Source organism: Actinacidiphila glaucinigra (genome assembly GCF_035918135.1).
In the GTDB taxonomy this organism is placed as follows: domain Bacteria; phylum Actinomycetota; class Actinomycetes; order Streptomycetales; family Streptomycetaceae; genus Actinacidiphila; species Actinacidiphila glaucinigra.
In genome coordinates this window covers 8,814,512-8,839,665 of sequence record NZ_CP109144.1, presented here as the reverse complement: position 1 = coordinate 8,839,665, position 25,154 = coordinate 8,814,512, and the positions used below count along the sequence as shown (strand labels likewise).

At 73.0% G+C, this 25,154-nt stretch carries 23 protein-coding genes; 8 read left to right on the top strand and 15 right to left on the bottom strand.

All coding sequences use genetic code 11. The features are described 5' to 3' along the window. The first annotated feature begins 63 nt into the window (after positions 1 to 63). Positions 64 to 831, top strand: a complete 768-nt coding sequence (locus tag OIE69_RS40135; RefSeq protein WP_326580235.1) for an SDR family oxidoreductase — start codon at positions 64 to 66, stop codon at positions 829 to 831. Here OIE69_RS40135 and OIE69_RS40130 read toward each other — a convergent pair. From OIE69_RS40130 to OIE69_RS40085, 10 genes are all read right to left on the bottom strand, one after another. Beyond that, the gene (locus OIE69_RS40130) at positions 821 to 1,549 is read right to left on the bottom strand and encodes a DinB family protein (protein ID WP_326580233.1); all 729 of its coding nucleotides are present in this window, start codon (positions 1,547 to 1,549) and stop codon (positions 821 to 823) included. The genes OIE69_RS40135 and OIE69_RS40130 overlap by 11 nt on opposite strands. A gap of 162 nt (positions 1,550 to 1,711) precedes the next feature. Continuing rightward, positions 1,712 to 2,737, bottom strand: a complete 1,026-nt coding sequence (locus OIE69_RS40125; RefSeq protein ID WP_326580231.1) for a C40 family peptidase — start codon at positions 2,735 to 2,737, stop codon at positions 1,712 to 1,714. Between the two features lie 800 nt (positions 2,738 to 3,537). Further along, complete coding sequence (locus OIE69_RS40120; protein WP_326580229.1) at positions 3,538 to 4,785, bottom strand: phosphodiester glycosidase family protein; 1,248 nt, start codon at positions 4,783 to 4,785, stop codon at positions 3,538 to 3,540. 171 nt (positions 4,786 to 4,956) lie between these two features. After that, the gene (locus tag OIE69_RS40115; RefSeq protein WP_326580227.1) at positions 4,957 to 5,472 is read right to left on the bottom strand and encodes an SDR family NAD(P)-dependent oxidoreductase; all 516 of its coding nucleotides are present in this window, start codon (positions 5,470 to 5,472) and stop codon (positions 4,957 to 4,959) included. 462 nt (positions 5,473 to 5,934) lie between these two features. Beyond that, entirely contained in the window at positions 5,935 to 6,528 is a 594-nt protein-coding gene (locus OIE69_RS40110; protein WP_326580225.1) for a TetR/AcrR family transcriptional regulator, read from the bottom strand. A 67-nt stretch (positions 6,529 to 6,595) separates the two neighbouring features. Next, positions 6,596 to 7,828, bottom strand: a complete 1,233-nt coding sequence (locus OIE69_RS40105; RefSeq protein WP_326580223.1) for a L,D-transpeptidase — start codon at positions 7,826 to 7,828, stop codon at positions 6,596 to 6,598. A gap of 26 nt (positions 7,829 to 7,854) precedes the next feature. Continuing rightward, positions 7,855 to 8,652, bottom strand: a complete 798-nt coding sequence (locus OIE69_RS40100; RefSeq protein ID WP_326580221.1) for a hypothetical protein — start codon at positions 8,650 to 8,652, stop codon at positions 7,855 to 7,857. A 400-nt stretch (positions 8,653 to 9,052) separates the two neighbouring features. Then, on the bottom strand, positions 9,053 to 10,282 hold the full coding sequence (locus OIE69_RS40095; RefSeq protein WP_326580219.1) for a CU044_5270 family protein: 1,230 nt from the start codon (positions 10,280 to 10,282) through the stop codon (positions 9,053 to 9,055). Beyond that, positions 10,279 to 10,857, bottom strand: coding sequence for an RNA polymerase sigma factor (locus tag OIE69_RS40090; RefSeq protein ID WP_326580217.1), 579 nt, complete (start codon positions 10,855 to 10,857; stop codon positions 10,279 to 10,281). The genes OIE69_RS40095 and OIE69_RS40090 overlap by 4 nt, the downstream gene beginning before the upstream one ends. Positions 10,858 to 11,389: 532 nt before the next feature. Further along, a complete protein-coding gene (locus OIE69_RS40085) occupies positions 11,390 to 11,836 on the bottom strand; it encodes a nitroreductase family deazaflavin-dependent oxidoreductase (RefSeq protein ID WP_326580215.1) in 447 nt (148 codons plus the stop codon). 252 nt (positions 11,837 to 12,088) lie between these two features. Between OIE69_RS40085 and OIE69_RS40080 the strand changes: the two genes are divergently transcribed. Then, positions 12,089 to 13,711, top strand: a complete 1,623-nt coding sequence (locus OIE69_RS40080) for a flavin monoamine oxidase family protein (RefSeq protein WP_326580213.1) — start codon at positions 12,089 to 12,091, stop codon at positions 13,709 to 13,711. Positions 13,712 to 13,836: 125 nt separating this feature from the next. Here OIE69_RS40080 and OIE69_RS40075 read toward each other — a convergent pair whose 3' ends face one another. The 5 genes from OIE69_RS40075 to OIE69_RS40055 form a co-directional block, all read right to left on the bottom strand. Then, positions 13,837 to 14,565 (bottom strand): helix-turn-helix domain-containing protein, encoded by a 729-nt coding sequence (locus OIE69_RS40075; RefSeq protein ID WP_326580211.1) that lies wholly within the window; start codon positions 14,563 to 14,565, stop codon positions 13,837 to 13,839. Between the two features lie 90 nt (positions 14,566 to 14,655). Continuing rightward, positions 14,656 to 15,927, bottom strand: coding sequence for an MDR family MFS transporter (locus OIE69_RS40070; protein WP_326580209.1), 1,272 nt, complete (start codon positions 15,925 to 15,927; stop codon positions 14,656 to 14,658). Then, a complete protein-coding gene (locus OIE69_RS40065) occupies positions 15,924 to 17,075 on the bottom strand; it encodes a PLP-dependent cysteine synthase family protein (RefSeq protein WP_326580207.1) in 1,152 nt (383 codons plus the stop codon). Before OIE69_RS40065 ends, OIE69_RS40070 begins: the two co-directional genes overlap by 4 nt. 110 nt (positions 17,076 to 17,185) lie before the next feature. Continuing rightward, positions 17,186 to 17,626 carry a hypothetical protein gene (locus tag OIE69_RS40060; protein WP_326580205.1) on the bottom strand — a complete coding sequence of 147 codons (441 nt, stop codon included), beginning with the start codon at positions 17,624 to 17,626 and terminating at the stop codon, positions 17,186 to 17,188. A gap of 61 nt (positions 17,627 to 17,687) precedes the next feature. Continuing rightward, positions 17,688 to 20,087 (bottom strand): glycoside hydrolase family 65 protein, encoded by a 2,400-nt coding sequence (locus OIE69_RS40055; RefSeq protein WP_326580203.1) that lies wholly within the window; start codon positions 20,085 to 20,087, stop codon positions 17,688 to 17,690. 619 nt (positions 20,088 to 20,706) lie between these two features. Between OIE69_RS40055 and OIE69_RS40050 the strand changes: the two genes are divergently transcribed. From OIE69_RS40050 to OIE69_RS40025, 6 genes are all read left to right on the top strand, one after another. Further along, positions 20,707 to 20,976 (top strand): SHOCT domain-containing protein, encoded by a 270-nt coding sequence (locus tag OIE69_RS40050; RefSeq protein ID WP_326580201.1) that lies wholly within the window; start codon positions 20,707 to 20,709, stop codon positions 20,974 to 20,976. A gap of 55 nt (positions 20,977 to 21,031) precedes the next feature. Then, complete coding sequence (locus tag OIE69_RS40045; RefSeq protein ID WP_326580199.1) at positions 21,032 to 21,673, top strand: CBS domain-containing protein; 642 nt, start codon at positions 21,032 to 21,034, stop codon at positions 21,671 to 21,673. 87 nt (positions 21,674 to 21,760) lie between these two features. Continuing rightward, complete coding sequence (locus OIE69_RS40040; protein ID WP_326580197.1) at positions 21,761 to 22,423, top strand: helix-turn-helix domain-containing protein; 663 nt, start codon at positions 21,761 to 21,763, stop codon at positions 22,421 to 22,423. 24 nt (positions 22,424 to 22,447) lie between these two features. Further along, positions 22,448 to 23,368: a universal stress protein gene (locus tag OIE69_RS40035; protein WP_326580195.1), complete on the top strand. Its 921-nt coding sequence runs from the start codon at positions 22,448 to 22,450 to the stop codon at positions 23,366 to 23,368. A 159-nt stretch (positions 23,369 to 23,527) separates the two neighbouring features. After that, positions 23,528 to 24,241, top strand: a complete 714-nt coding sequence (locus tag OIE69_RS40030) for a CBS domain-containing protein (RefSeq protein WP_326580193.1) — start codon at positions 23,528 to 23,530, stop codon at positions 24,239 to 24,241. Further along, the gene (locus OIE69_RS40025; RefSeq protein ID WP_392567628.1) at positions 24,238 to 24,915 is read left to right on the top strand and encodes a pyridoxamine 5'-phosphate oxidase family protein; all 678 of its coding nucleotides are present in this window, start codon (positions 24,238 to 24,240) and stop codon (positions 24,913 to 24,915) included. The genes OIE69_RS40030 and OIE69_RS40025 overlap by 4 nt, the downstream gene beginning before the upstream one ends. Positions 24,916 to 25,154 lie beyond the last annotated feature (239 nt).

Sequence of the window (25,154 nt, the reverse complement as noted above, 5' to 3'; positions counted from 1 at the left end):
GTACGGGCCGCCCGGTCGAGCCCCGGCACGACAACACACCCACCACGAAAGCCGAGGTCCCACATGCCGTCCGTACTCGTCACCGGAGCGTCCAGAGGCATCGGGCGGGCCATCGCCGTGGAGCTGGCGGACCGCGGCCACCGAGTGATCGCCACCGCCCGCAGGCCGGAAACGCTGGCCGACCTTCCCGTCGACCAGCGCCTGCGCCTCGACGTCACCGATCAGGAAAGCGTCGACCGGGCCGTCCGGGACGCCGGCGACATCGACGTACTGGTCAGCAACGCCGGGGAGACCGTGCGCGCGCCCCTGGAGAGCGTCCCGCTCGCGGAGGTCGAACGGCTCTTCCAGCTCAACACCCTGGGTGCGCTGCGGGTGGCGCAGGCAGTGCTGCCCGCCATGCGCGAGAGGCGCGCGGGCCGTCTCGTGTTCGTCTCCAGCATCCAGGGGCGTCTGGTGCTGCCGATGATCGGCGCGTACGGCGCCAGCAAATGGGCACTGGAGGCACTCGCCGAGACGCTGGCCATCGAGGCGGGTCACTTCGGCGTCAAGGTGAGCGTCGTACAGCCCGGCGCCGTCTCCTCCGGTGGCGGTGAGCGGGCGAAGGTGTTCCTGTCGGAGAACGATCCCTACGCCCCGCTCTACGAGGCTCTGCCCGCGCTCCGGGGCGAGCTCATCACCCCCGAGGACGTGGCCGCCGCGGTGGCCGACACGATCGAACGGGCCGCGCCCGCGTTGCGCGTGCCGGTCGGCGCGCCCGCCGAGAAGGTCCTGCGCGCCCGCAAGGAGGCCCCGGAGAACGAACCCTTCCTCGCGGCGAAGATCAACTGGTGAGACTGCCGGAGGCGCCCCTCGCCCGCCACAGGTCGCGGAGCAGCGCGATCTCGGCCATGTGGTGGATGAGTTCGAGGTTGGCCCCCGCCAGCACGGCGGCGAACGGCTCGTCGGGGTCGGAGCCGTACGGGTACTGCGAGAAGCCGATCGTGTCGAGCTGCTCGTCGGTGACGGTGGCGACGCTGCTACGCCAGCGGTCGATCACGGTCCAGAACCGCTCGAGTGCCACGGTCGCGGACGGCGTGAAGTCGACCAGCAGTTTGGGCTCCTGCCGCCGTTCGCCGAAGGTCCACTCCCATCCGCCCGCGAAGCAGAAGTGCAGGTGTCCCAGGCGCCACGCGATGGTGGTGACCGGCGTCTCGTCGGGCTCCGCCGGACCCGTGTGGGCCAGCACCTCCTCGACCCGCGCGACGCTCACGCTCCAGTCCTCGGCGATCTTGTCGACGCTCATCCCGCCGGCGGCCTGCCGGGCGACTTCCGCGTATTCGCTCGCCGGAATGTCCGGGGCGCCCAGGTCGAGCACCCACTCCCCCGGCCCGAACGCCCTGGGCGTCGTCGCCGCACCGCGCTGCCGGATCGACCAGCAACCGGGCACGGGCTCCCAGAGGTACTCCTCGTCGCCGAGGCCCGCCAGCCGTACCCGGGCCATCTCCCTGGCATGGTCGAACTGGTCGAGCAGCAAGCCCAGTCGGTCGGTCCGCACGCCCTCTGTCGCCATGGGCCGGCTCCCTTCGCCTCGGTCTCACATCTCGTCGCGCTCCGGCGGAAGCTAGCGGCTCGCGGCCGGGGACGCGAACGATTTACGGGCCAACGAACGGGTAGGGCTCGCCTCCTGACGTGCTTTCAGTGTCTCGCGCACGGTGCCCGGTGGTGTCCTGGATCAGATGCGGACGCCGAACTGGAACGGCATGTTGTTGATGGACTCGTAGCGCACGAACGTGCCGGTGCGCGGCGCGTGCAGGACCAGGCCGTTGCCCGCGTAGAGCCCCACGTGGTGCAGGTCGCCGTAGAAGAGGACGAGGTCCCCGGGCATCAGCTGGCTCATCGACAGCCGCGTACCGGCATTGGCCTGCCCCTGGGAGGGCCGCGGTATCCGGGCACCGGCCTGGGCGTAGGCCCAGGAGGTGAGGCCGGAGCAGTCGAAGGCACTGGGACCGGACGCGCCGAAGACGTACGGCAGGCCGGTCTTGGTCTTGGCGGCGGCGAGGGCCGCGGCGGCCAGCGAGGAGGCCGGGAGGTCGTTGCCCAGGTCGACCCGCTCGTCGGAGCGGTTGGCGCGGTCGTCGGCGGCGGCAAGAGCGGTGCGCTGGGCGGCGGTCAGCGAGTTGAGCAGCTTCTGCGCCTCACCGAGCTTCGCCTGGACTTCCTCCTTCTTCTCGCCCAGTTCGGTGCGGGTCTCGTCGAGCTCGTTGAGCTTGCTCGCGGCCTCCGCCTTCTGCTGGTTGAGGGTGCGCTTCTTCTCCGCGATCTGCTGGAGCCCCTCGGCCTGCTTGGTGCTCAGCTGGTCGAGCGTGGACGCCTTGTCGAGGTAGCTGTCCGGGTCGGCGGAGAGGAAGAGCTGGAGCGACGGGTCGATGCCGCCGCTGCGGTACTGGGCGCTGGCCAGGGTGCCGAGGTCGTCCTGCAGGTCGTTGAGCTCGGACTGCTCGCGGGCCACCTCGTCCTGCAGGTCCTCGACCTGCTTCTGCAGCTTCTGCTGCTTCTCCTTGGCGCCGTTGAACTTCTCGGTCGCCTGCTCGGCCTGCTCGTAGAGGCCGTCGACCTTGGCCTTCACGCTCTTGACGGAGGGCTTGGCGGGAGCGGCCTGGGCCGCCTGCGCGGACAGGGCGACGGCCGCGGCGGCGGTCGCGGTGAGCACGGTGACACGTGTGCGACCGGTCTGCTTGGGACGACGGTGGGACGCCACTGGCGCGGGCTCCTTCTTCCTCCAGCCGCCTGCCGCATGCCTCGCGAACTGCGTTCCCCGTCGCACGCACGGCATTTCGGATCGGCGGGACCTCCACCGCCATCCTGAATGGATGATCGACCGGGTGGAGGTCCGGGGCACGACACTAATCATCAACGCGCGGGGGAATCAAACCCCTGGAGGGAAAAGGCCGAACAGCTGTTGTTTCTTTACCCACTCCAGCACTTCTGTGACAATGTGGCGCAGGTCACACCCTGAAAAGTTGCCTCAGAGCCAGGAGATTTTCGGCCGAACCCGCGGCGGCATCAGACGCCCATCGCCAATACCCCGGACGGGATTTCCCGTATTCGGCGCGATGTGAAATGGCAATGCCCTTTTCCGGTGGCTCGCTGTCGGACCGGGGCGGTCGCCGTCGGCGTACGCGGGCATCGCCATGTTCTTCGCCTGGGGTCACGGGGCACTCTCCGGCGGATTGGGCATCCAGGAAACCCGCGAACTCACAGCGAGGCCGGCCCTATGACGGCAACTGCCGAGGTGAACGCATCGAGGAGTCCGTGCGCGGTGGTCCTCCCGCGCAATGAGCGCACTCCCTCATTCGACATGGTGCGGGGACAGGTCAGTCCGGCCATTGTCGTCCCGGCTCCGGCAACCGTGGTACTTATGAACAGAACAATTCAGGTCGCGCCGGCGCACGCGTTCCGGGGGCACTGCCAGTGCCCCATTGCATACTGACGCCCCCGCAGATGGCGGGCCGATGCACCCGGGCGGCGGGGATACCGCCCGGGTGCGAGCGGGGCGGGTCAGCCGCGCGAGAAGAGCCCGATGCCCTCGGGAACCGCGCGCTCGGCGCCACCGGTGGGGTGGTTCCGGACGACCGGCGCGCCGGAGACGGCGTCACGGGTCACGAGGGTGGAGGAACCGCCGCCGTCCAGGTTGACACCGTCCTCGGCGCCCACTGCCTGGAAGACGCCCGCGAGTTCGGCGATCGTCAGACCGGCGCCCGCCTCCGCGGTTCCGTCGAGCACCAGGAGGTGGAGCAGCCGGCCGTTGTCGCCGATCGCCGCTCCGGTCCTGGTCGCCACGGCCTTGGTGTCCAGGCCGGGAAGGGGTGCGCCGTCGCGCAGGACGGGGTAACCGCCGACCGCGAACTTCAGGCGCTTGCCGCTGGTGCTCCTCAGCTTGTCGGAGACGCGGACGCGCTCGCCCATCCGGAGCGTGCGGAGCTCCGCCGCGCCGGCCTCACGGCCGACCAGGACCACCGTGCCGGGCTCGATGGCGCCGGCGCCGATCGTGTCGGACTGCGAGACGACTCGGCCGTCCCGCACGGTCACCTCGTAGGCGTCCGTGGTGCACGCCGCGGCGCGCAGGGTGTCGGTGCCGCACACGGCGCGCCGGCGCGACACGTCTCCCCAGTGGGAGTCGAAGGCCCCGATCCCGCCCTCCGCGACGGCGTACTGGTTCAGCCCCTCGAGGTCGAACCGCTTGCCCTTCCGGGCCCGCACCGTGCCGTCGAGGGTGAGCTCGTCCAGCCGCGCCTTGTGGTCGTATCCGACGCCGATGACGTCACGGGTCGACGTGCCGGGCGGCAGGCCGGGGCCGAAGCGCTGACCGTTCGGCACTGCCGCCTTGAGGGCCACGCCGTCCGAGATCGCCGGTCCGACCGCGGAGCCGGTGGCCTGGACGCCGGGGTGCTGCGTCTCGTCGATGTTGAAGAAGTCGGCGTTGACGCCGGCCACCGCGCCCTGGGCCGCCACGAGCTGCGAGAGCTTGGCACGGGCCGCGACCTTCCCCGGTGAGAGCAGTCCCACGGAGACGTGGCGGTCGCGCAGGTCGGCGGTGACCACGTGGCCCGTGACGGTGCCGTGCGACGCGGTCACCGAGAAGGACTGGTAGGTGATGCCCGGCGCGACCGTCACACCGTCCGCCACCCGCACCCGCCCGACGGCGTCCGCCTGGCCGGCCCCCATGCCGAGCATCATCGTCGTCGTCGTGATCACCGTCGCCGCGGACACGGCTACCGCGCGGACCCGACCCATCGGTCTCGTCATCTGATGTCCTGTCGTCTTTGCGTGCATGACGCACAAGTACTGGCCGGAGCAATCAGAAGGGGCCCGGTGGAAGGGCTGGTAGCAGTTTCCTGACAGGTCGACGAACCCTGGCGGACCAGGGACATCGTCGGCCCGTACGGCGGGACTTACCGCCGCCGGGGGCGTTTCAGGTCATACGTCGTCGAGCCCGCGACCGCGGACCGGGTCCGGGAGACCGGCGCCATGGCCGGTACGGCGGGACCGGCTGCCGGCAGGGACAGTCGAGGGCTTCCTGCCGCCCTCGCCCATCACCCGCACCGCGGCGCGTGTGGTGGCGGCGACGCCCTGGACGTTCACGGCGAACTGGCGGTCGAACGCGGCCACGTCGGCGTCCTCGGCGTCGACCTGGCCGGTCACGAACACTCCGGCGTTGTTGACGAGGAGGTCGAGACGTCCGAACGCGTCGACCACCGAGTCGACCAGGCGCGCGGCCTGTTCGGGGTCGGCCTGGTCCGCGGCGAAGGCCACACCGCGCACTCCGTGCGCCTCGATGGCCTTCACCACCTCCTGGGCCTTCTCGGCGGACGCCTGGTAGCTGATGGCGACGTCCGCTCCCTCGCGGGCGAGCCGGACGGCCGTGGCGGCGCCGATCCCGCGGGATCCGCCCGTGATCAGTGCGGCCTTGCCGGTGAGTGCTCTCTCGGTCATGAGTGTTCCCGTCCCCGGCCATGCGTCGGCCGGCGTCGAAGGGGTGGTGGTGGGGCCGGCCGTGTCGCCGGTGGGAAACCGGCCGTGCGGTCTCCGGGCGATGGCGCGGTCGGAGCCGCCCGGCCGTCCGTCGGGTGCATCCGCTGTCCCCGCGGGCCCGTGCCAGGTGCTCGTGAGCACGGTCACGACGGTCGGTGGGGTATTTATTGAGTGCTTGCTCAATATATAGCCCTCGCAACTGGGCCTGTCAAACATGCGGAGCACGCCGGACAAGGGGCCTCGGGGAGCGGTGTCGAGCCACGTCGGCGCCCGTCGGGCGCGCGCCTGAACCAGGGGTCACTGGCTCAGTCGCCCACGCCTGACCCGCGCCGACGCGGATACGGACGTGGATGCGGACAGACCGCACCCCTCGACCCGGCGGGGGGTCGAGGGGTGCGGGGGACGGGCACAGGGTCCTTCGGCTCACGCCTCCCAGGGCAGGCGGCGCATGGCCAGGTCGACGAGACTCAGCAGCGTTTCGCGGTCGGCGCCCGAGGCCGCCTCGACGGCAATGCCCTCCGCGAGGGCGACCACGTACCGTGCCGCCACGCGGGGGTCGACGTCCGCGGAGAGCTCTCCGTTCGCCTTGGCCGCGGCGAGCCGCTCCGCGAGCATGACCTGGGCTGCCTTGCGCCGGGCGCAGAGGTCCTCGGCGATCTCGCGGGACTCGCCGCCGGTGGCGAGCGCGCCCTGCACCAGGAGGCAGCCGGCCGGAGTGGCCTCTCCCGTGGTGCTCTCCGCGGCCCCGGTGAGCCAGCGGTGGACGACCTCGCGGACGCTGTCCGCCTCGAGGCCGTTCGGGCCGTAGGAGAAGACGGTGGCGACGTACCGGTCGACGACCTGCTTGAACAGTCCGGCCTTCGAGCCGAACGCCGCGTAGACGCTCCCCGGCTTCAGGCCCGTCGCCTCGGTGAGGTCGGCCATGGTCGTGCCGTCGTAGCCCTTGGCCCAGAAGACGTTCAGCGCCGCCTGCAGGACCTCGTCGACTTCGAACTGGCGGGGTCGCCCCCTCGCCATGGCCCACCTCCGAATTGCGAAGTGCGCATTCAATATAACGCGTGCCGCCCCGGCCCGGCCCGCGCGGCTATGCGAGCGCCGACCCCGCCTTCCACTGCTCCCAGGACATATTCCAGCCGTTGAGGCCGTTGTCCGGGGCGATCGTCCGGTCGCGGGAGTGCTTGACGACGACCACGTCGCCGATGAGGGAGTTGTTGTAGAACCACGCCGCGTCCTGCCCGGAGTCACCTCCGCCCTGGACGTCGTTGAGCCCCACGCAGCCGTGGCTGACGTTGGAGTTGCCGAAGACGGAGTCCTGCGCCCAGTAGTTGCCGTGGATGAAGGTGCCGGAGGTGGACAGGCGCATCGCGTGCGGGACGTCGGGGATGTCGTACTCTCCCGCGTATCCGACCGTGGCGCCGTCCATGCGGGTGCTGGTGAACTTCTGGGAGATCACCATCTGCCCGTTGTACGTGGTGCTGCCCGGCGCGCCGGAGGTGATCGGGATGGTGCGGACGGTGTCGCCGTCGCGGACGACGCGCATGGTGTGCGTGCCGGCGTCGACGGTGGAGACCTGGCGGCGGCCGACGGTGAAGCGGACGGTCTTGTCCTGGGTCCCGTAGGCGTTCGCGGCGCCCTTCACGCCGTCCAGGCGCAGGCTCAGGGTGACCTTGGTGTGCGCCTTCCAGTACGTCTCGGGGCGCAGGTCGAGGCGCTGGTCGCCGAACCAGTGGCCGACGACCTCCTGGTCGCCGTCACTGGTGACGCGTATGCCGCGTTCGACGGCCTTCTTGTCGGTGACCGGCTTGTTGAAGTTCAGCGAGACGGGCATGCCGACGCCGACCGTCGAGCCGTCCTCGGGGGTGAAGGTGCCGATGAGGCGGTCGTCCTTCGCGAGCGTGGTGAAGGACAGGCTGCGGGTCTGCTTGCCGCCCGCCTCGTCCGACGCGTGGACGACGAGGCGGTACGCGGTGCCGTAGGCCAGGGCGGCGTCCGGGGACCAGCGGCGGTGGTCGGCGGCCGCGGTCCCGCGTACCGGGTCCCCGCCCGCGGTGGTGAGGGTGACGGAGGAGATCGTCCCGCCGGAGACCTCGATGTCGCCCGCGCTGCCGATGGACGCGTGCTTCTCGCCGTCGGTGGCGCCCGTGGTGAGCTTGAAGGCTGCCGCGGCGGCCCGCGGCCCGGTCGAGGACGCCTTGGTGGAGGGCGCAGCCCCTTGCGCGGCGGGTGCGGTGCCGGACTGCTGGCCCCCGCAGGCGGTGAGCACCGACGCTCCGACGACGGCGAGTGCGATCACGGTGAGGTTGGAATGGGACGACACGCTTGCTCCTGTTGGCCGCGGAACTGTCATCGGGCGAGAGAGGCCGCGTCGCCCATGACGACGACGGGGTGGTCGGCGGGGTTCAGCACCCGCAGCAACTGCTTCATGTGCGCCTTGGCGATGCTGACGCAGGCGTGCGTGGGGCCGCCGTGGTCGACGTGGATCCAGATGCCCATACCGCGGTTCGCGCCCATCGGCACGGCGCCGTTCATCGGCGACGTACCGGGCTGCCGGTTGTAGTTGATGGCGATGACGTAGTCGAAGGAACCGGCGAGAGACTCACCCAAGAAGCCAGTGGCGTTGGTGGAGAACGCGTTGGAGCGGTGGTAGGTCAGCTTGGTGCCGGGGTCCGCCAGGAGTCCCCCCGCGTCGGTGAGACCGAACACCCCGATGGGGCTGTGCAGATCGCCCTCGTAGTGCTCGTCGGTCCAGCCCTTGTAGCCGTTGTGCGCGTCCCACACCGCTCCGGGACGCCAGCCGCCGTCGACGCGCTCGTAGAGCACGACCTTGGACTTCGGGGACTTCTTGCCGGCTCCCGTGACCAGGACGACCTGCCGGGCGTTCGCCGGGATCTGCGACAGGGTCTTGGGGCCGAGCCCTGGCAACCGGTCGGGGTACTGCGGCCTCGGCGGGGCCGTCGTCGGCGGCGCGGCGGGCGCATCGGCCGGCTGCCCGGTCGCCGGCGCCGCGGCGTCCTGGACGACCGCGGCCGTCTCGGGGGCCGGAGTGGGGTTCCCCTCGGGCAGGTGCTGGTAGGCGGCGATGCCGAGCGAGGAGACGACGACGGCGGCGGCCGCGGATATGTAGGGCTTGTGGAGGCGCATGGGTGCAGGGCTTTCTCGGGAGAACGGGAGATCGTCGGGGAGTCGCGTGGCGGGGCTCGCGGTCCTTGAGGACCGGGTGGTGTCCGCGGGTGATGCGGCCCGCACGGCATCGCAGCCCTTGGCGTGGGCGCGGCCCTGGGCTGCGGGGGGGGTCTCACACCCGTTCAACCGGGCGGACTCCAGTTCGGGTTGCCCCGATGTCGGGGACCGCGCCGGGTCGAGGGGACCGCGTCGGCCACCTGGGCGGCGGCAGCCCTAAGGAGGGGACGCCGGCCGTCACCCGGGGATCCGCCGCGTCGCGTCAGCGGCGGATCCCCGGGCCCGTCAGTCGGCGCCCGCAGGCGGGCGAGTCGTCGTGGTGCGGGTTCTTCCTCCGGGCCGCGCGGGCCCGGTTCCGGGCTCAGCTGCGGGCGTTCCCCGGCACGGTGATCTGGCGCTCGCCCCAGCTCATCCTGGTGGTCGCGTTGTAGTTCACCGTCATGCCGGCGGCGAGCCCTGCTTCCTTGGCCCGGGCGGACGGGTCGACCAGTACGAGCACGTCGCTGAGCATGGCCCCGGTCGACGGGTCCACGATCAGCCGCTCCCGTGTCGTCCCCAGCGGTCCGCGGTAGCTGACGGGGAAGTCGACCCCGACTCCCTCACGTCCCAGGGGATCGGTGACCCGTCCGGTCACCCGGACTCCGGGCAGATCCGCCATCACCCGGTACGCGGCCGCCCGGACGCCGGGTTTCACGGGCATGGTGACGAGGTTGCCCGCCTGGCGCAGCATCCAGGCGCTGCGGTTCGAGGTGCCGGTGTCGGCTCCGTTGTCCCGCGCGTAGAGCCGCTCCAGGTGGCGGCGCAGTTCCGCGCTGGTGGACGGCAGTGCGCGCAGGTCCTTGTACGTGACGTTGTCGGGGCCGACGGCGTAGATCTTGTCGTCGACGTTCGTCCGCATGACCATCGGCCGCCTGGTTCCGATCACGGTGACGAGCCTGCCGGTCCCGGCCTTCTTCCCGACCTCGATCTCCACCTTGCTCGGCGAGCCCGCGGCGCGCCAGCGGTCCTTGTCCGCCGCGGTCCGGGGTTCGGTCACGGAGTCCAGGCCGGAGACCATCAGGCTTCCGGTTCCGGGCCGCACGCCCACCGACCACTCTTCGGTCGACGCGCTCCGCACCGCGAAGAGGTGCCCCTCGTCACCGGCGACGTCCACGTTCTCCGATCGCGTCGTGGTCTGCCAGTACGTCCCCTCCGTGACGGCGCTCTCCGCCTGCCGGGCCGCGCTGAGCAGTTCGATGTGGCCGTCGACGCGGAGGTCCGCGCCGTCGCCCGGCGCGTCCGTTCCGGCGGAGGACGGCGGCTGGGCGGTCGGCCGGTCGGCGGGCTCCTGCCAGTCGACGGCGCTCACGACCACCACGGACGCCGCCACGGCCGCGAGGGCCGCGGCTCCAAGCGGCCGGAAGGCGCTTCTGCGGCGCGGGGCGAGGAAGCGCGCCGTGCGGCCGTCAGTCGCCCCGGCGACGATGCGCGCCAGGTCGTCCCGCTGCCGCGCGGGGTCCACCAGCCGGGACGGGTCCAGTTCCTCGGGCCGTGCGTCCGCGAGCACCTTCAGGACGTCGGGCCGCCCGGACGGCTTGTGGGTGTTCTTCACGCGGGTGCTCCTTCGCGGTGGCTGGGGTACGGGGTCTCTGCGGGAGGTGCGGACGCCGGCTCCGCCTCGGAGGCCGCCGCGGGAGCCGCCCCCAGGGCCTTCTCCAGTCGGCGACGGGCCCGGTACAGCCGGACGGTCAGCGTCGCGGTGGTGCAGTCCAGGACCTGTGCGGCCTCCCGGGCGCTCAGGCCGTGCCAGGCGAGCAGCGTCAGGAGTTCCCGGTCGGCCTCCGGCAGGCCCGCGAGGGCCTGCAGCGCGTCGTGCCGGAGGGCGACCTCCGCCGCGACGTCTCCGGCATCGGTCCGCGCGCCGCTGCTGATGCGCTGCGCTTCCTCGGCGGCGAGGAGGTACTGGTGGGCGTCCCGGCGGCGCAGTTCGCGCACCAGGTTGCGTGCCACGCCCAGCAGCCACGGCAGCGCGGGGTCGGGGACGTCCCGCACCCGCCGCCAGGCGACGGTGAACGTCTCGCTGGTGATGTCCTCGCCCACCTGCCGTCCGACCAGGCTGGTGGCGTAGGCAAGCACACGCGGATAGCACTCCTCGTAGACGTCCCGGAAGCGTTGGGCATGTGTCACGCGCCGTCCCCTCATCTCGCACTCTCACCGTGCAATGAGCGCGGCGGCCCGTTTCTTACATCCCAGGGCGAGATTTTCCGCGGATGTGGTTCACATCACGCCGGGGGCGGGGTTCCCGGCGGTGGTCGACGGCCTGGACGGGTGAGGTCGTCGCGGCGTGCGCCGGTGCGCGGCCCGGCAGCCCGGGCGGAAAGGGCCGGGGCGCCCCGTGGACGTGGCGCGGCCGATGCCCCGGGGCTGCGCTCGTCACCTCCGGCGATCGCGGGATCCCCGGGACCGGCAGCCGCCCGGCGGCCGGGTGCCGGATCCGCGCGGCCCATGTGTCGGCGGTCCCGTTCACGTCGCGGCGGATGGTCGTCGAGGGGGCGGATAGCGGAGGTCGCAGGTGCTCCACCGCTCCGTGACCGCGCGCGGCACGCCCGGCCGACCACCCGCAGCAGACCGTGGACCCACCTCCGGCAGCGCGGCGCACCGCCGGGCCCGACGACGGCCGCCGCCCCGTGAAGGGGCGGCGGCCGTCGGGGAGAGCAGGTCAGTGGGGTGCGGCCGCCGGCTCCAGAACGAAGACCGGGATCTCACGGTCGGTGTTCTTCTGGTACTCCGCGTAGTCGGGCCACGCCTCCACCGCGCGGTCCCACCACTCGGCGCGCTCGTCCCCCGTCGCCTCGCGGGCGGTCATGTCCTGGCGCACGGGGCCGTCCTGCAGCTCCACCCGGGGGTCGGCGACCAGGTTGTGGTACCAGACCGGGTGCTCGGGGGCGCCGCCCTTGGACGCCACGACCGCGTAGCGGCCGTCGTGCTCCACGCGCATGAGCGGCGTCTTGCGGATCCTGCCGGACTTGACGCCCAGCGTCGTCAGGACGATCACCGGCTTGCCGCGCAACGTGGTGCCGTCGGTCCCTCCGGAACCCTCGTACAGCTCGACCTGGTCGCGGACCCACTGCTCGGGGCTCGGCTGGTACTCACCCACCAAGGGCACGTCGTTCTCCCATCTCTGTATGCGACATCGCCAACCTCAACATCCTCACCCACCTTCCGCCTTCCCGGCGGCACCGCCGCTACGCGCCACCGGTCCCGCTGCCGATCACCCGGACGGCGGGAAGGCGGTCATCGACGTCCGTTCACACACCCGCGACACGCGAAATGGCTCTGTCATGTCTCGGCCACACCATCCGTAACAGCCCGCCCTGAAGATCGGCGTGCACACCGGCAGATCGAGAGAGGGCGACTCATGACGCAGGGGCAGCCAACAGGGCTCGACCGCAGGGGATTTCTGCGCACCGTCGGCATCACCGGCGGTGCCGGAGCGATGTTCGCCACCATGGGCGCGCTGGGGCTCGCGCCGACGGCCGAGGCGGCCGGCCGCGGCAGCGACTTCCGCGCGCCGAGCACGGCCGACTTCCACCTCACGGGACGCAGAGCGGGCAGGGTCGTCGTGCTGGGCGCGGGACTGGCCGGGCTGACGACCGCGTACGAACTGGGCAAGGCCGGGTACGACTGCACGATCCTGGAGCCGCGCGACCGGCCGGGCGGCCGCAACTACACCGTGCGCGGCGGGGACACCCACACCGACCTCGACGGGCGCACCCAGACCGCGGGCTTCTCCCCGGGCCAGTACCTCAACGCCGGACCGGCCCGGCTGGCGCAGTGGATGGTCACGCTGGACTACTGCCGTGAACTCGGCGTCCCCATCGAGGTCTTCACCAACTCCAACGCCGACGCGTACATCTACCACGAGTCGGCGGGCATGCGGCCCGGGCAGCCCGTGCGATACCGCACCGCCAAGGCCGACACCTTCGGGTACGTCAGCGAACTCCTCGCCAAGGCCACCGACCAGGGCGCCCTGGACCAGGAGCTGACCGCCCAGGACAAGGAGCGGCTCCTGTCGTTCCTGGAGGACTTCGGCGAGATCGGCGGACGATCCGACGGATGGGCGTACGCAGGGGGCGCCAACCGGGGCTACGCCACCTGGCCCGGCGCCGCGGGCACCCCGGGGGCCCTGCTCGGGGAGCTGCCCACCGCCTCCGAGGTCTTCGCCTCGGGTGTCGGGCGGCACTTCGCGTTCGAGTTCGAGTTCGACCAGGCGATGCTGATGTTCCAGCCGGTCGGCGGCATGGACCGGATACCGCGGGCCTTCGCCCGCGCCATCGGCGATCACCGGATCCGCTACGCCTGCCAGGCCACCTCGCTGGTGCAGTCGGCGGACGGCGTCGCCGTGGGCTACACCGACCCCGGCGGACGGCCGCGGCGGATCGAGGCGGACTACTGCGTCGCGGCCATGCCACCCCATCTGCTGGCCGGGCTCACGCACAATCTGGGCCCCGACGTACAGACCGCGCTCACCACCATCCGCCCCTCGTCGGCGGGCAAGATCGGCCTGGAGTACCGCAGCCGCTGGTGGGAGACCGACCACCGCATCTACGGCGGCATCACCGAGACCGACCTGGACCTCTCCCACATCTGGTACCCGTCCTACGGTCACCACGGCAAGCGCGGCGTCATCGTCGGCTACTACAACACCGGTGCCAACGCCGACGCCTATGCCGCCCTGACGCCCGCCGGGCGCGAGGCTCGTGCCGTCATGCAAGGTGTGAAGATCCACGGCGAGAAGTACCGCAGCGAGCTCTCGAACTCCTTCTCCATCGCCTGGAAGCGCGTCCGGCACCTCGAAGGCGCCTGGCACAGCATCCCCGGCGGCACCGACGCCGCCGTCTACAAACCCCTCAACGAGCCCACCGGACGCGTCCTGTACGCGGGCGACTGGCTGTCCTACATGGACGCCTGGCAGCACGGCGCGATCCTCTCCGCCCGCAAGGCCGTCACGGCGCTGCACAGCCGCGCGCTGAAGGCCTGATCGCCGCCTGGGCCGGACGAGGTGTAAGGCCGGATCTCCCGGCCGGACACCTCGTCCCGGCGAAGGTGCCGCCCGGCGGTCGGCCGCCGCGCGGCCCCCTCGGGCGACCGGGTGCGCCCGTGGCGCTACCCGGTGTGTCCCGGACCCCGGTCCCCGGCCGGCGGCAGCGACCGGATGGCACGCCCGCTCACCTCGCCCGGTACCACGCGGATCCACAGCGCCCGCGTCCCCCCGGCCCAGGGTTCGCCACCGGGCCGCCTGCCGAGCGCCTCCGCGGCGGCGGCGTCGGTGATCGGCTCGGCGGCACCCCTCACCAGGACGCTCCAGCCGAGACGGTTCCCCTCGTCGACGAAGTCGGTCTCGAAGGCGAGCTTCGTGCCGGGTGCGACGGCCGCGGCACCGGCCGGATCCGTCCGGTAGACGACCGTCCGCCCGTCGACCAGGAAGTTGACGGGCACCAGCACCGGAGCCTCCTCCCCCGTACCGGCCGTGTGGGCCACGCGGCCGATGCCGTGGGTGCCCAGCCGTTCCCAGCACTCGCGCTCGGACAGGCGCTGCAGCACCGGCCGGGCCGCCGGGCCGCCCCGGCCCGGCGGCGCCTGACGGGGGCCCGAGGCCAGCTCCTCGTACGACACCCCGAGCACGTGGGCGACCCGCTTCAGCGCGGCGGCGTCGAAACCGGAGCCCAGCTCCTCGACCTGCCGCAGGTAGGCCGTCGACATCCCGGCCCTGGTGGCCAGCTCCTCGCGGGACATGCCCAGTTGCTCCCGACGCACGGCGACACGACCGGCCACGTCCTCGCCGTTCGAAGAGCCTCCGCCCGCCGGGCCGTCCTGGTCCGGACCACCCTGCACAGCCACTCACCTCCCGCGTCGCGTTCTCCCTTCAGCGCAGCAGACGCACCGGCCGCCCGCCAGTCCAGAGCCGGCGGACGCCGGCGGAGGTCAGGCGAGGGCCGGCTCGCGGGTGGCCGCGGCGAGTCCTCCGGCCCGCGACAGCAGCTGGACGCAGGCGGCGCACAGCAGGCCGGTCGCCGACAGGGCCAGCCAGGGCAGCCACGGCTTGTGGCTGTCGTCGGCGATGCCCCAGATGGCGCCGGTCGCGAGGTTGCCCACGGTGATGCCCACGCCGGAGACGGTGTTGTACCAGCCGTAGTGCGTGGCGACGAGGCGTTCTCCGGAGAGGGTGACGATGGTGTCCATCTCGAAGGGGTAGACCACCGCACTGCCCACCGCCAGCACCGCGACGGCGGTCACGAGCAGGGCCACCGCGATGACGGCGTCGGACGTGCCGCCGGACGGGTCGGGGCTCACGGCGAGGGGCGTGAAGGCCAGTCCCATCAGCAGGATCCCGCCGACGATCGCCTGCGGTCCGCTCCAACGCGCGCGGACCCAGCCGGTGATCCGGAGCTGGCCGAGGACGGCCACGACCGCCGAGACGATGAACAGACCGCTGGTGACGGCCTGTCCGCCGCTGCCGAGGAGTTTGTGCGCCTGCAGGGGAAGGGCCAGGTAGACCTGGAAGGACAGCACGTAGGAGCCGATCATGGCCAGCGAGAACAGCATGAACGGCCGGTTGCCCAGCACCTGCCGCCAGGAGCCCAGGACGCCCGCCGCCGCGCCGGAGCCGCCGACGTGTCCCGGCCTGCGGTCGGGCAGGGCCCGGCACTGCAGGACGGTGAGCACGGCGAAGACGGCCGCCGCCGTCAGGCACACGGCGCGGAAGTCCAGGGCGAGCAGGGCCAGGCCGACCAGGGGGCCGATCAGGACGCCCGCCTGGTAGAAGACGTTGAACAGGGCGAAGCCCTCCACCCGCCGATCGCCTGCCTCCACGGCCAGGTAGGCGCGGACCGCGGGGTTGAACAGCGCGCCGGCGAACCCGGCGGCGGCGGAGGCCGCCACCAGGGCGGGCAGGGAGTCGACCAGCCCCAGCAGCGCGAAGCCGAAGGTGCGCAGCGTGCAGCCGATGACGATGGGCGTCTTGTAGCCGAATCGGTCGGCGATGGTCCCGCCGAGCACGAACATGCCCTGCTGGGAGAAGTTCCGTACGCCCAGGACGAGGCCGACGGCCCAGGCGGCCAGACCGAGGCCGCCGGCCAGGTGGTCGGCGAGGTAGGGCATGAGCATGTAGAAGCCCAGGTTGATGGCGAACTGGTTGGCCATCAGCAGCCGGGCCGGGGTGTCGAAGGAGCGGACCTGCCGCCACAGGCCCCTCATCGGGCGCCCTCGAAGGGCATGCCGTCGAGCCGGGTGTCCGGCGCGGCGGCCAGCGGGTCCCGGACGGTGGTGCAGCGGGTCCAGCGGCCGACCACGGTCTCGCCCGGGTGCGCGATCTCGTCGGGATCCTCGGACGGTTCGTGGTGCAGCAGGCCGTGGTCCCGGCAGTAGGAGTCGTCGAAGACGGTCCCGACGTAGCGTTGCGGGCCGTCGGGGAAGATCGTCACGATCCTGGTCTCGGCAGGCAGCGTCCGGGCCAGCCACCGGGAGACCAGGGCGACGGCACCGACACTCCAGCCGCCGGTGGCGTAGTGGTCGCGGGCGAGGCGCCGGCTGGCCCACACCGCCTCCGCGGCGGCCACCCAGTGCACCTCGTCGAAGGCGGGGTAGTCGACGTTGCGGGGATGGATGCTGCTGCCCAAACCGCGCATGAGCCGTGCGGCGGGCGGCTGGCCGAAGATCGTCGACCCGGTGGTGTCGACGCCGACCAGCCGCAGGTGCGGGAAGAACGCGCGCAGCGGGCCGCTGACCCCGGCCGAGTGTCCCCCGGTGCCGACGCTCGCCACCAGGACGTCGATGCGGCCGAGCTGGGCGACGAGTTCGTGGGCGAGGACGGCGTAGGCGGCGACGTTGTCCGGGTTGTGGTACTGGTCCGGGCACCAGGCGGCCGGCTCGGCGGCGAGGAGTTCCCGCACCCTGTCGCGGCGGGCCTGCTGCCAGCCGCCCACCGGGTGCGGTGCGGTGACGACGTCGACGGTCGCCCCGTAGGCGGTGAGCAGGGCGACCAGGGGCGGTTCCATGCCGGGGTCGGTGACCACCGTGACCGCGTGCCCGTGCACGGCCCCCGCGAGGGCCAGGCCGAGGCCGAGCGTGCCGCTGGTCGACTCCACGATCGGCGCGCCGGGGAGGAGTTCGCCGCGGGCGCGGGCGGCCTCGATCATGTACAGCGCGGAGCGGTCCTTGATGCCGCCGGGGTTGAAGCCCTCGAGTTTGGCCCAGAAGCCGCGGCCGTCGGGGACGAAGGGCGATCCGACCCACAGCACGGGCGTGTTGCCGACCAGCCCGGCCGGGGTGCGGCGCGGTGGCGCGGTGGCGGCCAGCAGTTCGGCCGGGGAGGTGGGCGTGCCGGGATAGGGGAGGGTGCTCATAAGTGCTTCTCCTGCCGCCGTCGCCGTGGCGCGGCCGCTGCTCGTACGGGTCCTGGGGGCGCGTTCGGCCGTGCCCGCCGCGCGGTGCGCCGGGCCGGGCCGGGGCGCTGTCAGGTCCGCGATACGCAGAGCAGGCTCAGTGTCGCGGGGCCGGACCGTGCGGGTGCGCAGGGATGTCCGGCGCCTCCGGGCGCGGCCCGGGCGGGGTGGATCGCCGGAGCCGGTGCCCGCGGTGCGCCCTCGACGCCGGGGGCCGCGGGAGCGTCGGCCCATCGGGGGCGGGGATCGGGCAGCCGGTCGAGGGCGACTCCGCACAGCGCGTGGTGGTCGTCCTGCGGCCTGTTGCCGCGGGCGAGGTCCTGGTCCGGGAGCGCGGCGCCGCCCCCGGGCCGGCAGAGGGACGGGTCGGACGGGGCGGCGGCGAGGGTGTCGTTGCCCGCGCGGTCCGGGCCGTGCGCGCAGGCCAGCAGATGGATGCCCGTCAACACGAGCATGCCCAGGAGCAGGAGCACTCCGCGCGGGGAGACGCGCCGGCCCACTCGCCACATCATGCTACGTACAGTAGTCGATCACTCGCCGTACGCAGCCACCCGCCCGCGCCGCGGGGACGTGTCATCGGGGCGGCAGGTCGAGCCGCCGGAAGCGGCCCGGCGGGACGGACCAGGTCCGGCCGCCGAGGCGGACCCGCAGGGGTGCCGCGGCGGAGGCGGGGACGGCGATGCTGACGCGGTCCCCGTCGACGTGGATCCGCACGCCCCAGTGGTCCCGGTAGCGCACCGTGAAGGCGAACGGCGAGAGCTGCGGCAGCGGCACCGGATCGAGCCACAGGGCGTCCTCGCGGGCGTCCAGGCCGGTCAGGCCGCGCTGCACGAGGTCGAGGGTGCCGGCCATGGCGCCCAGGTGGATGCCCTCCTCGGTGGTGCCGCCCTGGATGTCGGTGACGTCGCCCAGCAGGGCCTCCTCCGCGCACGACCATGCGCCGGTCCGGTCGGCCCTGGCCAGCACCCAGGCGTGCACCAGTCCGCTGAGGGTGGATCCGTGACTGGTACGCCGCAGGTAGTAGTCGACCGTCGACCGCCACGTGCCGTCGTCCATGGGATACCCCAGACGCGCGAAGAGGCGCTGCAGTTCGCCGGGTGGGAACAGGTAGCCCAGCATGAGGACGTCGGCCTGCTTGGACGCCCGGTAGCGGTTGACGGAGTCCCCCTCGGCCTCCAGGATCCGATCCAGCCGGCGGATGTCCCCGTACCGTGCGCGGCAGCCCTCCCAGTCCAGCTCCTCCAGCTCGCCGTAGCCGTCGAACTGGCTGAGCACACCGTCGTGGCGAGGGACGAACAGCCTGCGCGAGACGTCCTCCCAGTGGTCCGTCTCCTCCGGCCCGAGGCCCGTGCGCTCGCGGAGTTCGTCGCGGCGCGGTGCCGGGAGGGTCCGCCACAGCTCCAGGGTCCGGTCCATCACCCAGGCGGCGGTGACGTTGGTGTAGGTGTTGTCGTCGACGCCGGGCGTCGCGGAGCCCGGGTAGCCGTCGTGGTACTCGTCGGGTCCGACGACACCGCGGATGCGATAGCGGCCGCCCGTGTCGCAGTCGGGGTCCCAGGTGGCGAGGCAGGCCCAGAAGCGGGCGATCTGCAGCAGCGTCTCGGCGCCCTTGGTGTACAGGAACTCCGTGTCGCCGGTGGCCTGGCCGTACCGCCAGATGTTGTAGGCCACGGCGGAGCCGACGTGGCGCTGGAGCCTGGTGTGGTCGGGCAGCCAGCGTCCCGAGCGCGGGTTGAGGTGGAGGGTCTGGGTCTCCTCGCGTCCGTCGCTGCCGCTCTGCCACGGGTACATGGCCCCGACGCAGCCCGCCTGTTCCGCCGCCCGGCACGCCTCCTCCAGGCGGCGGTGGCGGTACTCCAGCAGCGCCCGGGACACCTCGGGGAAGTGCAGGTCCAGGTAGGGCAGGACGAACAGCTCGTCCCAGAAGACGTGGCCGCGGTAGGCCTCTCCGTGCAGTCCCCTGGCGGGCACGCCCACGTCGAGTTCGGCGGTGTGCGGGGAGAGGGTCTGCAGGACGTGGAAGGCGTGCAGCCGCAGGACCCGTCCGGCCTCACCGGGGACGTCCAGGCCGGCGCGGCGCCACAGCCGCTCCCACGCGGCGGAGTGCGAATCGAGGAGGCCGGCGAAGTCCGGGGCCCGCTCGACCCGTTCGAGGGCAGCGTGCAGCGGGTCGCTGATCGCCCGGTCGCGGGAGGTGTGCAGGGCGACCGTCTTCTCGACGACCGCCGGACGGTCCGGCCCCACCGGGACGGTCAGCCGGAGGACCGCGGTGCGCTCCCCCGCGTCCGACGACCGGGCGGCCGCCGGATGCGGCGTGGCGTGCGTACGGGCGGCGAGCGCGACGCCGATGTCGGAGGCGGTCGTACGGCACCGCAGCCAGACCGTGTCGGGTTCCGAGGTCCCGGTGCGCACCCGGGTGAGGTGACGGCCGTTCAGGTCCCCGTAGCGGGCGACGCCCGCGTTGCACACGTCGCCGTCGAGTGCGGACTCCACCTCCAGGTCCGCGGCCCAGCCTCCCTCGGCGCGGAAGACGGTACGCAGGGCGGCGAGGTGCGGGTCCTGCATGTGCACCAGCCGGGTCTGCTCGACGGCGAGGATCCGCCCGCGCGGGTCACGCAGCCGGAACGTCCTGGCGAGGGTGGCGTGTTGGAGGTCGAGGTCCTGCCGGTGCTCCAGCAGCGAGCCGTCGTCGGGGGTGAACCACGCACCGCCGTCGCCGAGTCTGAACCTCAGGGGCAGCCAGTTGGGCAGGTTGACCATGTCCTCGTTCGCGACCTTCCGCCCGGCGACGGCGGAGTGGAGCCGGTTGTAGCAGCCGGCGGCGTAGGTGCCGGGATAGTGGTGGGGGCCGGCGACGGTCTCCGGGGCGGCGCCGCGGGTGGCGAAGTAGCCGTTGCCCAGGGTGCACAGTGCCTCGCGCAGGCGTTCCCGGGCGGGGTCGTAGCCCTCGTACGACCAGGTCCACTCCCCCATCGTCGCCCCTTTCCGGGATCCGGCGGCCGGGGTCCTCCCGTCCAGTCTCCCCCGGATGCACATGCCCCGCCCGAGGTGGCGGTGAGGGGCGGCCACGACCGGCAGGTCCGCCTGATCGAGCGGAGCGAGCAGCACACTGCGCCGGCGGCGGAGACCGGCGTGGGTGGTCGTCACGGCGCGCAGGGCCGTCGCCCAACTCGTCCGGCGCCCCGGGCAGGCACCTCGGCCGAGAGCTCCAGGCCCGGCCTGCGCAGGCGGGCCCGCTCCTGCCCGGAGGTTGCGATGTGCCGGGACATGCGGGCCTCGTCCTCGACCCGGTCGGCGGCTCGCAGCGCAGCGGAGACCGGTGCGCGCATGGGCCACTCGGCCCGGCCGGAGGGACGCCCGGCCGTGTCGGTGGCCCCACCGGCCCAAGCGGCGCCGGGTGGAGTCGACCGACAATGGGACCGGACCCGAGGGCACGCACTCCACCGTGTGCGGGGAGGCGGGGACGATGCACCACCGCAACGCCGGCGATCTGACGACCGGGGCGGTCGCTTCCGTCCGGCTGGCTCCCGCACACCGGTGACCCGGCCGGAAATGGCGGCAGCGGTCCAGGCACCGTGGTGAGGAGGACACGATGTTCGTCTACGGCCACATGAACGGCTGGGGCTGGGCCCTGATGTCCCTCGGCTGGCTGGTGCTGCTGGTCCTCGTCGTCCTGGCCGTGACCGTACTGCTGCGGCACGCCCCCGACGGCGGTGCGGGTCGTGCCGCCGACCGGGATCACCCGGGTGCGCGGGCGCTGCTCGCGGAGCGGTACGCCCGCGGCGAGATCGACGACGAGGAGTACCGGAGTCGGCTCGCGGTACTGGAGGACGCCACGGCTCACCGGCAGGGGTCGAGGTGACCGGACCCGGCACGCGTGCCGGCCGCGCCCGGCACGCCCGTCGAAGGAGGCGGCCATGAAGCCCGACCGGCATCCGGCGTCGGTGGGCGACGTGATGACCAGGAAGGTCGTCGCGGTCGCCCTGGGCACGTCGTTCAAGGAGATCGTGCGGACCCTGGAGCAGTGGAAGGTCAGCGCCCTGCCCGTGGTGGCCGAGGGCACCCGGGTCGTCGGCGTGGTCTCCGAGGCGGACCTGCTCCGCAAGGAGGAACGCCGCGAGGACGACGCCCCGCCCGTCGGCGCGGTCCCGGACAAGGCGTCCGCGGTCACCGCGGGGCAGCTGATGACGGCTCCGGCGATCACCGTGCGCGAGGACGCGCCCCTGGCACAGGCGGCGCGGGCGATGGCGCTGCACCGCGTGAAGCGGCTGCCCGTGGTCGACGCCGACGGCGCGCTGCGGGGCGTGGTGAGCCGGGGGGACCTGCTCAAGGTGTTCCTGCGGACGGATGAGGACCTCGCCCGTGACGTGCGCGGACTCCTCGCGGGGGAACTCCTGCCCGAGGCCTGGCAGTCCGTGGACATCGAGGCGGCCGACGGGGTCGTGACGGTGAGCGGCCTGCTCACCGACCGGTCGCTGGTGCCGGTCGTGGCCCGGATGGTGCGCTCCGTCGAAGGTGTCGTGGACGTGCGCTTCGACCTCACCTCGGGCCGCGTGTGAGGCTGGGCCGCCCACGCGCCCCGGCCGGATCACGGCGACGACCGGATGGCACTCACCCCTCCAGGACAAGGAAAGGACGTGACCGCCATGACGAAGCATCCCGCGACCACCGCGACCGGGGACATCGGGCGGCGCATCGCGATGCGCCGTGAGGAGCTGGGCCTGTCCCAGGAGGACGTGGCGGCACGCACGGGTATGGCGCCGGGCTATCTGCGGTACGTCGAGCAGGATGCCACCGCCGCTCCCGGCGTCGCGACGCTGCGCGGCCTGGCCAGAGCGCTGGACACGAGTGTGTCCGCGCTCAGCGGCGGCGACGCCGATCTGCCACCCGGCCGCGGGCGGGCGGCGGGACACGCGGAACTGGTGGAGCTGGGCGGCGAGGAGTGCTGGGAGCTGCTCTCCACGCACGGGGTGGGCAGGCTCGCCCTGTCGATGCCCGAGGGGATCACCGTCGTGCCGGTCAACTACTGCGTCGCCGACGGCACCATCGCCTTCCGCACCTCTCCGGCCGCCACCCCCGCGGAAGCCACCGACACCAAGTGCGCCTTCGAGGTGGACGAGGTGGACGACGCCCTGAGCCAGGGCTGGAGCGTGCTCGTCCGCGGCATGGCGCACACGGTCACCGACGCCGTAGGCGTCAGGCGGCTCGACGAGCAGGCCCGCACCGGGCCGTGGGCCGGCGGGGAACGTGATCTGTGGCTGCGCATCACCCCGTCGAGCGTGACGGGCCGCCGCATCGTGGTGGGCTGACATGCCGACGCAAGGAGGCCGCGCATGAGCGACACCGCCTACGGAGCGGGGACGCCCCACGCACCGCACGGGGAGGTCGTCGTGGGGGTCGACGGATCCGATCCCGCCGTGCGCGCCCTGGACCAGGCGGCCGAGGAGGCACGCCGGCGGGACAGCGTCCTGCGGATCGTGCTCGCGCTGCCGTGGCCCGATCCCGGCAGTGTCGGGTTCGGACTGGACACCGATCGCGACCGTCCGCCGGGCGAAGCGGCCCGGGTGATCCTGGAGTCGGCCGCCCGGCGGGTGGCGGACCGGCACCCCGGGCTGACCGTGGCGCTGGAGCAGACGGCCGAGCCCGCGGCCGCGGCGCTGGTGCGCCTGGGCCGGACCGCCGCCCTGACCGTCGTCGGCACCCGGGGCCGCGGCGGCTTCGCCGGGCTGCTCCTCGGCTCCGTGGGGCTGCGGGTGGCGGCGCACACCGCGGGCCCGTTGATGGTCGTCCGCGGTGAGGACGCCGCGGCGCGGCGGGGCCTGCTGCACGACAAGGTGCTGCTGGGTCTGGAGGACGAGAGCGACGCCGAGGCCGCCCTGTTCGCCTTCGAGGAGGCCGAACGGCGCGGCGCACGACTGCGGGTGCTGCACACGTGGACCCATCCGCACGTTCCCCTCGGCGAATGGCCTGCGTCCCACCGGCACGACGTGGCCGTGCAGGCCCGGCAGCACAAAGAGCTGGCCCGGTTCGCCGTGTCCAAGCCCGCCGAGCGCTTTCCGGGCGTCGCCGTACGGGTGGACACCGCTGCGGGACACGCGGCCGCGGCACTGGTGGAGGCGAGCCGCGCGGCGGATGTGGTGGTGGTCGGCGCCCACCGGCGGGAGGGCCGTCCGCTCGGAATGCGACTGGGGCCGGTGACGCACGCGGTACTGCACCACGCGCACTGCCCCGTCGTCATGGTCCCGATCGTCTGACCGCCGGGCCGCGCCGCCGGGCCGGCCGTCTCCGCCCCGGCGGACGCCCGCCTCCGGTACCGGCCGGACCCGCACAAGGGCCGGAAGGCCCCTGCGCACGGCGGTTCCGGGGAAGCAGGCTGGGGACGGGGACCGGGCCCCACCCGGGAGGAGGACCTCATGCACGGCAGCCCGCACGTCGTCAGCGACGTGATGACGCGATCCGTCGTCGCGGTCGGCCGGGACGCCTCGTTCAAGGAGGTCGTCACGACGCTGGAGGAGTGGAAGGTCAGCGCCCTGCCCGTACTGGAGGGCGAGGGCCGGGTCGTCGGAGTGGTGTCCGAGGCCGACCTGCTGCCCAAGGAGGAGTACCGGGACAGCGACCCTTCCCGCTACGAGCAGATGCGGCGGCTGCCGGACCTGGGCAAGGCGGGCGCCACCACCGCCGACGAGCTGATGAGCGCCCCCGCGGTGTGCGTGCACGCCGACGCCACCCTGGCCCAGGCGGCGCGCGCGATGGCGCGCCGGCACGTCAAGCGGCTGCCGGTCATCGATGGTGAGGGAATGCTGTGCGGCATCGTCAGCCGGGGCGACCTGCTGAGGGTCTTCCTGCGTCCGGACGGCGAGATCGCCGAGGAGGTCGGCCGGGAGATCGTCGCCTACCTGTTCCCCGGTGAGCCCCCGCCGGTGCGGGTCCGCGTCGAGGAGGGCGTCGTCCATTTCTCGGGCCCGCCGGGCGACCCGTCGCTGGTCCCGGTGGCGTCGCGGTTCGCCCGCGCGGTGGAGGGCGTCGTCGACGCCGTCTGGGACCCGAGAACGGACGACGATCAGCCGGGTCCGATCACCGTGCGCGGCAGTCCGCGGCGCCTCGGACCCCCGGGATCGAGGAGATGAGCGGCATGGCACCGAAGCCGTTTCCGGCCGCCCCTGGTGACATGGGGCGACGCGTGGCCAAGCGGCGCGACGAACTGGGTCTGACCCGTGAGGAGGTCGCGGCCCGGGCCGGCATGGCCACCAGTTATCTGCGGTTCATCGAGGAGCAGTCCACCGCCGCTCCCGGACCGGGGACGATGGGCACCCTCGCGGCGGCACTGGACACGACGGTCACGGCGCTCAGCGGAGGGGAGGCCGACCTCCCGCCCGGCCGCCGCGGACGCGCTTCGCCGCACGCACGCCTGGTGGAGCTCTCCCCCGGCGAATGCTGGTCGCGGCTGGACGGGCACGGTGTGGGCCGGGTCGCGGTGACGACTCCCGGTCACGAGGCCATCCTGCCCGTGAACTACAGCGTGGTCGACCGTTCCGTCGTCTTCAGGACCGCTCCGGGCTCCGGCCCCGCCGAGGTCGTCGGAACGGAGGTCGTCTTCGAGGTGGACCATGTGGACGAGGCGCTCAGCCAGGGCTGGAGCGTCCTGGTGCGGGGCCTCGCCCGACGCGTCGAGAACCCGGAGGCCGTACGGTACCTGGCGCAGCGGGTGTACAGCGGCCCGTGGCCGGGGGACGACGACCGCATCATGTGGGTCCGCATCGAAGCGGGCGCGATCAGCGGCCGCCGTATCGACATCCCCTGACGCGCCCGCTCCGTCGCCGCCGAGTCCGTCCGGCTCTGGCGTACACGGCGCTCGTCGGTGACGATCGCTGGGACACGGGACGACAGGCCGGCGTGGCGCTGCGGAAATCCGCCGTGGCCGGCGCCGCGACGGCGGCTCGGGCGTGGGCCGCGTCTGGGACCGACTGCCCCCGGTCCGCGACCGCGCCTGGCCCCGCCTGCGCCCACCGCGACCCCCGCCACCGGCCCGGGGAGCCGAGC